Consider the following 6,667-nt stretch of genomic DNA (forward strand, 5'->3'; position numbering starts at 1 on the left):
GCGGTTAAAGGGGATTAAGGTCTGAGATGCAAGGCGGTGTAGTTCGGACGCTTACTTGTATTTTGACTTTGGCGTAAAAACTGCTGTTTTCTAATAAAACAGTTGCTGGCTGTTCGCTACTGTATGGCGTTCATTTTTAAAATCCTTACCCGGGTACACGGTGATATGTGATAAAAGAACACCATCCACAGGACTCGCGTCCTACCAGACCCACGCTAGAAAGTCGGCTACTCATGTCCAGTATTCTGTTTTTCCCAATGTCTATGCCAGACGAGACACTATTATCTCGTATTACGAGATACCATTTTTTGTCCGGAAACAAAACCGAGGCAGAAACTTTCCGTGATCTTTTTGGCGTTGCGCCATTCCAACTATCTATCATACCAAAGCAATTAGAAAACCTTGCTTCTCGATTGCCGGGAGTTAAAGAAGGCAACTTGGCTGAGTTGCTTGAGATTAACACTACGTTCCCAGCCTACAAACCTTTTATAGGATTATCAAAAGAATCCTCTAAGGAATTTGACAAGGTTTTATCTGATGTCGCTCGAGTGCCTAGGAGAGAAGGTACGAGGAATAGCAGAGCTAAAATTTGCTTGGCCTGTGTGCAGGCCGACCTCATAGAGTGTGGCTACGCATATTGGCACCGAGCTCATCATGTACCGGGCGTTACAGCGTGCTGGCGACACGGTGAAGAACTTCTTAAATCTTGCCCTAATTGCTCTCACCCTTTCTATCGTAAAAACCGATTGTTACCGGGGTTGACCGATGATTGTGCTTGCGGGTGGAACGCTGTTAAACCTACGAACCGCTCACTCGCCTCAAATGAAGAGCGCGAGTTTGCAGTTTTTGTAAATGATATTCTGCAACGCAATCTGCCATCGATAGAATATACGGTTTTGGCTGCTTGTTATCGGCGTCAAGCAAAGAAGCAAGGGTTTGTTCATGGGAACCTAATTGGCACAGCTAAATTATTTAGCAGTATTCGTGATAAGTTCAGCGATGAAATTATTTCGAAAATTGATTTGGCATACGCAGCTGGAATTCGAAGTCAATGGATTAGGCTATCGACAACAAGAGGTCAAATTGATATGCCGTTGGCAAGGCATCTTTTAATATCTCTCCATCTTTTTGGATGTGCAGAAAAGTTTGAGAAATGCTTGGCAGAAGAGTCTCTACTTGCTAGCTCGGCAAACCCGACGGTCCGTCTTAAAGAGAAAACTTTGCCAGAACATAAGAAAAAGGCTTATCGAGAAAAAATCTCAATGCTACTTGAAGTGAAGCCAGGCATTGGTATGGACTATCTTTGGGTAAGTGCTTATCAAGTAACCCGTTGGCTCAACGAAAACGATAAGGACTGGTTGTTGAGTAAAATTACAGGGAACTTAATGCAGAAGAGTAGTGTCGAGCCGGTGGTAAATGATGAGGACGAAAAATACGCAACTATTCTTATAGAGGGCGTTGAGAACTTGTACCGCATCACCCAAAAACAGGTGCGAGTAAATATCAGTAACATGCTTGCACTTTTGCCGCGAAAAGTAAGTAGGGAGCGTGCGACTCGTAAGTCTTTCCCATTGCTGTCAGCTCAACTTGAACTTCATCTTGAGTCTCTTTGGCATTTTAGGTTACGGAGATTTATATGGACGATGTCGGAGATCGCGAGGCTTAAGTTACCCCCAAACAACTCCAGCTTGAGATTATTGACAACAGTGCCTCATGTGGCCTGCCAGGCTCTCATAAATCACTTCGAGTGGGATTTAGACAGCATGGTTAAGGACGGCATTAAGGTTGACGTTATGCTTAGAAATACCGGTGTCTCGCGGCAATGGGAAGGGCCACCAGGTTATGATATTCCCATGGGTGGCAATGCATACATGGAGATGATCGCGTCCAATTCAAAGCTCCAGTAGATATTTTTATGGCGTGGCGCAGTTGCTCTGGATCCGGTGATTTTTGTGGCTTATTGCTGGGCGTTGGATGTCATTGTTAATACCGACGCCTATTGCGTATTGATCGGGCATTGGATGTGCACCGATAGCAGCGGTTTACGCATATACGGGATTTATGCCGCAGAAGCAGATATCGCTCACGTACCGCAGACACCGGCATCTATTTTGACGTCGGATTCAAGCATGAGCAATGGCATAAATCAGACCATAGCTAAAGGGCTAAACGTTAGCTTTTGAGCAGATGAGCCAAGTTTTGCGTGCTGTTCATCGGGGTTTAAGTCGGGCGATTTACGGGCAGCTATGCTGACTGGTGTGATTAATCATTCGACTCGATTTATGAAGTGGGTCGGAGGGATGAATGAATCTGGCGGGCCTAGCAGAACTGGTTTCTGGTGGTGAAAAAATACCTGGATGTGAGCTTCCTCATTCAGACGCCGTGGCTCTGATCGGATCTTACTTCCCTGGACGGACCTATTGCCTAGTCGCTGACTGGATAATGGTTGATTTAGTGGTCTCCCCCCGTCAGTTAAAGGTCGTTGTTAGAGGAGGAGTTACTCCTACACTGGTCAACACTTTGTTTGTTCTCCACGATAGCTGAGGACGTTTCCATCGCGCCCGCTGGGTAAGAACCTCATTGGGAGTTTCCTTCACCCACGATTGCCTGTTCGAGACCAAAAATACCGTTTATGTGTTGATGGGACCCGGCCGAAGGGTACAGACGGACCTAGATGTCGCTTTGAGCCTGTACTGAGAGTCACGGACGCGTAATGTGGTATTTATCGACGCTCAATGTTTTGGGCGCCGTCCCACTCAACCATCGCGGTACTGTCTCGGTGCTTACTGAGACATGGCGTTCGTAACAATCGTCCCCAGAACCAGGCCTATAGCGGAGTGGCGACACATGACCATTACCCGGACTATCGTCCAGACAGTCGAGTTCTTGTGTGACCTGTCTTGAGATCAAACCCTCCAAAAATCTGTTCTTCAGTAGGTAAAAGGCCTCCTGCGCATTACCTAGAACCTCGGGTAATCTTTGGGATAGATTCCTTCGAAGAATTGCTTCAAACGAAGGATCTGATCGATCCAGCGTGGGCGGTCCCCGCTCTTCAGCTGTGCTCCAGCGCTGACGGATAAGATTGGAAAAACTTTTCAGACTGAGTCTACGTTAGAGACTATGGTCTGTGACAAGCCTAGATGATGCTGTCCGCGTTTCGACGCTCAGACCCTCGTGCTGATGAATGGCATAGAGTATTATGCTGTATGCATATACAGTTATTGGGTTCGTGCAGCCTTACTGATCACTAGGTGTTGGAGCCCTTAGGTGATATCTGATATCGAGATAAGCCCTGAAGTTTGCTGGGTAAGGTGCTATTTTCAGTGATTCCATATTGATACTATCGGAACGGAATTCGACCTATGATTACGCTGAAAACTGCCATTATTCACAGCTTCAAGAAGCTGGCCAAGACCAGCGTTATCTCCGAGGTGGTCAAGAAGGATGTGGCGCTCGATACTGAAAATCCCGCGTTGCATTTTCTGGTCAATGGTATCCACGGCCTCATCGGCAAAGAAGGCAACAGCGTGGTCTACGGCCAGTTTGCCAATGATGACCGTCAGGGACCGTTTCCAGAGCGCTTCACCGCGTTCGTAGAAGTACAAGATGATGAAGCGCGATTTATCGACTTGACCCACTTGGCAATGGACCAGTTGGTGGAGCAAGCCGGTAATCAAGTCTTATCGACCGGTGGACACATCCTTTGCGCTCAGTACACCGCAGGTGCAACCGACTTTTTCCTGGTCGCCAGCATGAAGGAACGCGGCGGTATACAGCTGGACGAGAACTATGTGCCCAAGGAAATTCAAGAGGTCGATCTCAACAAGGTTCAGCAGGCCGCCAGGATCAATTTAGCGAGTTTCGTGGCCATAAAGGCTATGGCTGCTGCGGCCGCTGCTGCGCCTGAGCAGAATGAAGATGACGCGGAGGATGAAGTGGATTCAACCTACCTGTGCTTCATCAGCCGGGGCCGTGATAGTCAGGCATCCGATTATTTCATCTCTGCACTGGGATGCGCGAAAGGAGTAGCTTCCGGACGCGCTACCAAAAATGCCATTGATAACGTTGCACGGTTTTTTCGCGACAACAAAACGTTAAAAGGCTTTGGTTACAAGGCCAAAGAGGCGGTGATCAAGTATCTGGAGGAGCAGTTGGCCGCAGGCAAATCTGCGCGCTTGGACGCTATCTGCCACGTCGCTGTCGCACACGTACCCGCTGACTTAGTGGATGAAATTGTTGGGCTGAAAGACTATTTGAATAGCGAGAAACATAAGGTGCCAGACGACTTTACGGTCAATGCGAAATCGCTGAAAGAGAAGACCCGTATCAAGGGGGACGCGGCTAACTGGTCGTTGCAATTCGAGCGTGGAGCGTTAGGTAAGGATCCGGCCGCAGACGTTTATTATGATGAGGGACGGAAAAAGTTGACGCTGTCCAATCTGACTGCCGAACTGGTTGGTGTGATCGAGAAAGAACTGCTGGCCAGGGTCGGCTAAGAATGTTTTCTAATGTGGTAGCTCTCTACCGCGCCATTGGAGCGCCCACCATTGAGGACGGAGTCATCCGCTATGAGGGGATGCCAACGCCCGACATTATCGGTGCGTTGCGAATGTGCGATGGCCTGCCCGCAGCCTATGGCAAGTTCGAGCATTGCTCTGAAGAAGCAGACTCTCTCGATATTGAGTTTCGCTTGCCATCGAACGAGTCTGGCCGGTTCTACGCGAACCTAGGCGAGTTTGTCGCTCGCAATGGCTCATTGGGCAAGGGGCAATTCCCGAGCAACGTATACATTGTTGAGCTCTGTTGGGCAGATAGCGATGACATCGAGCCTCCGGCGATTAAGGCGCTCAGGCGCGTCTGCCGGCTCATCGAGCTGCTTGCACTGCTAGCGATCGGTGTCGACAAAGACAGCAGCCAAGATGGTTTTAATCTGTTCTTTGCCTTGCCTCCCGATGGGGCTAAGCCTCCGAGAACTTTTCTGTTACCTACCCAGGTTGACGTCAAGGTCCTTGACTATGAGCTCAATCACCTGAGCTTGTTGGAAGAAATACTCAATCGAAAAAACGAAAATAAGGCACACCTCTCCGAACGAAAATTAATGATTCGGATGGCGGTGGCTAGCGTCATCGAGAAGTTTGAGAGCGAGCCCAATCTGTTCTTGGTGATCGTGCGGGAGTGGCGGGAGGTCCTCGCCACATACCGCGCTAATCTGCAAACCTACGTCTATAGCTTCTCGTTTGAGCGGGCCCGGCGGGAGGTGGCCCAAGCTGAAATCGACTATGGCACGAAGCTTAGCGGGGTGCTGGGCGACATCGCCGGCAAGATGCTCGCCCTGCCGATATCGCTAGCGGGTTTGGTCGTGCTGGAGAAAACAACCTCAAGATTCGAAGGTTTTATCCTTGTCCTTGGGTTGGCAGCGGTTTCTGTGGTTCTGCTTGCAATCCTTCACAACCAAATGCTGCAAACGGAGCGCCTCCTACACAGCTTCAATGTCATTTTCGATGATTTCAAGGACAAGATAAAAACATATCCCCCGAAACTTCAGGGGCTGCTCAGGATCACCATCGATCAAGTCGACAAGCAAGGCCTAACCCTCACCAGGACCTTTCGGTTGCTGAAGGGGTTGTCCCTGCTTCCAATCGTCGGTGCTTTGCTGCTAGCCGCGATAAAATACCGGGACGATTTCTTATGGCTGTTAAAGGCTATCCTAGCGATGGTATTTTCGGTACTCAACGTAGCCCCTAATATTCTCAGCCTATAAGGCTTTTGTAACACGTTCCTCGTCTCATCTTACTGCGCTCAAACCACTCATCCATATGGAGCAGTCCAAGCAGCTGTCCATAATATAGATGAGATGTATCTTTAATAAAAAATACTTGGGTATTTCGTGAGAAACTCGAGTTGATCTTTAATGCTTATCTAACATATTCAGCCTACTCCGCCAATAAGTTAAAATTCTAATAGTCGAGCTCACCAGTGCTGAGGGACACCTTACGCATATGTAATATTCGCGGCAGCTTTCTGAAAGGCATCACTGGTTATCCTCTAGTCAGAAGTAAGTGAACACTAGGAGAAAATCATGAAATCACTAAAAGCTTTTTTTGCCGTTTCCATCTTGACCTTGTCTTCTTTGGCCATGGCTGAAGGCGGTGGTGACCGTGTTTATGGTCGAATGATGCAAGAGAACCAGAAGGCGATGGAACAGTACGCCTTAGAAAATGGAAAGACGACACCTGAAGTTGTTCATTATGAATATGGAATGAACCTCGATGTCCAGAAGGTAATCAGTACCACTCAAGCCAATAAAACCTGTGGCGTAGCTCCTTCGCGCATGACCTATGAAGATTCGGCGGGCAAGCTCAACACCCTGGAATACAAGGTTATGGGTACTAACTGCCCTCACGGAAGCTAGTTAGCGTTGGCCCTAGCTGCGCCAGTTTGTTCGGTATGTTTTGAGCCTGCTTACTGTTCGCTGACATAGAAGTAATTTTCAGGTCACGCTGGAGTTATCTATTGTATGAAATTATGTCTGCCGGCACGTAGGAGAAATCCTCACGTGCTGGTGGCTTTTTATAATTATAAAAAATATTTCATAAAGAAACTCTGCCAAGCTAAGGATGCTCCGATCAACTTGCTGCGCGGCGGCCGCAAGTCGTAATTTGCACGG

The 6,667-nt window shown here is 48.3% G+C and carries 4 protein-coding genes and 1 pseudogene; all 5 read left to right on the top strand.

Annotated elements, in window-relative coordinates; all coding sequences use genetic code 11:
- Nucleotides 1-233: 233 nt before the first annotated feature.
- The 5 genes and pseudogenes from NUV89_RS26440 (at nt 234) to NUV89_RS26455 (ending at nt 6,412) form a co-directional block, all read left to right on the top strand.
- A complete protein-coding gene (locus NUV89_RS26440) occupies nt 234-1,907 on the top strand; it encodes a TniQ family protein (RefSeq protein WP_080761983.1) in 1,674 nt (557 codons plus the stop codon).
- Between the two features lie 397 nt (nt 1,908-2,304).
- Nucleotides 2,305-2,697 (top strand): annotated as a pseudogene (locus NUV89_RS30025) (hypothetical protein).
- Between the two features lie 665 nt (nt 2,698-3,362).
- Nucleotides 3,363-4,496: a nucleoid-associated protein gene (locus NUV89_RS26445; RefSeq protein ID WP_034152178.1), complete on the top strand. Its 1,134-nt coding sequence runs from the start codon at nt 3,363-3,365 to the stop codon at nt 4,494-4,496.
- Between the two features lie 2 nt (nt 4,497-4,498).
- The gene (locus NUV89_RS26450; RefSeq protein WP_032856625.1) at nt 4,499-5,761 is read left to right on the top strand and encodes a hypothetical protein; all 1,263 of its coding nucleotides are present in this window, start codon (nt 4,499-4,501) and stop codon (nt 5,759-5,761) included.
- Between the two features lie 318 nt (nt 5,762-6,079).
- The gene (locus tag NUV89_RS26455) at nt 6,080-6,412 is read left to right on the top strand and encodes a DUF2790 domain-containing protein (protein ID WP_019334883.1); all 333 of its coding nucleotides are present in this window, start codon (nt 6,080-6,082) and stop codon (nt 6,410-6,412) included.
- Nucleotides 6,413-6,667: the final 255 nt, after the last annotated feature.

Source organism: Pseudomonas sp. 18.1.10 (assembly GCF_024655625.1).
Classification (GTDB): Bacteria; Pseudomonadota; Gammaproteobacteria; order Pseudomonadales; family Pseudomonadaceae; genus Aquipseudomonas.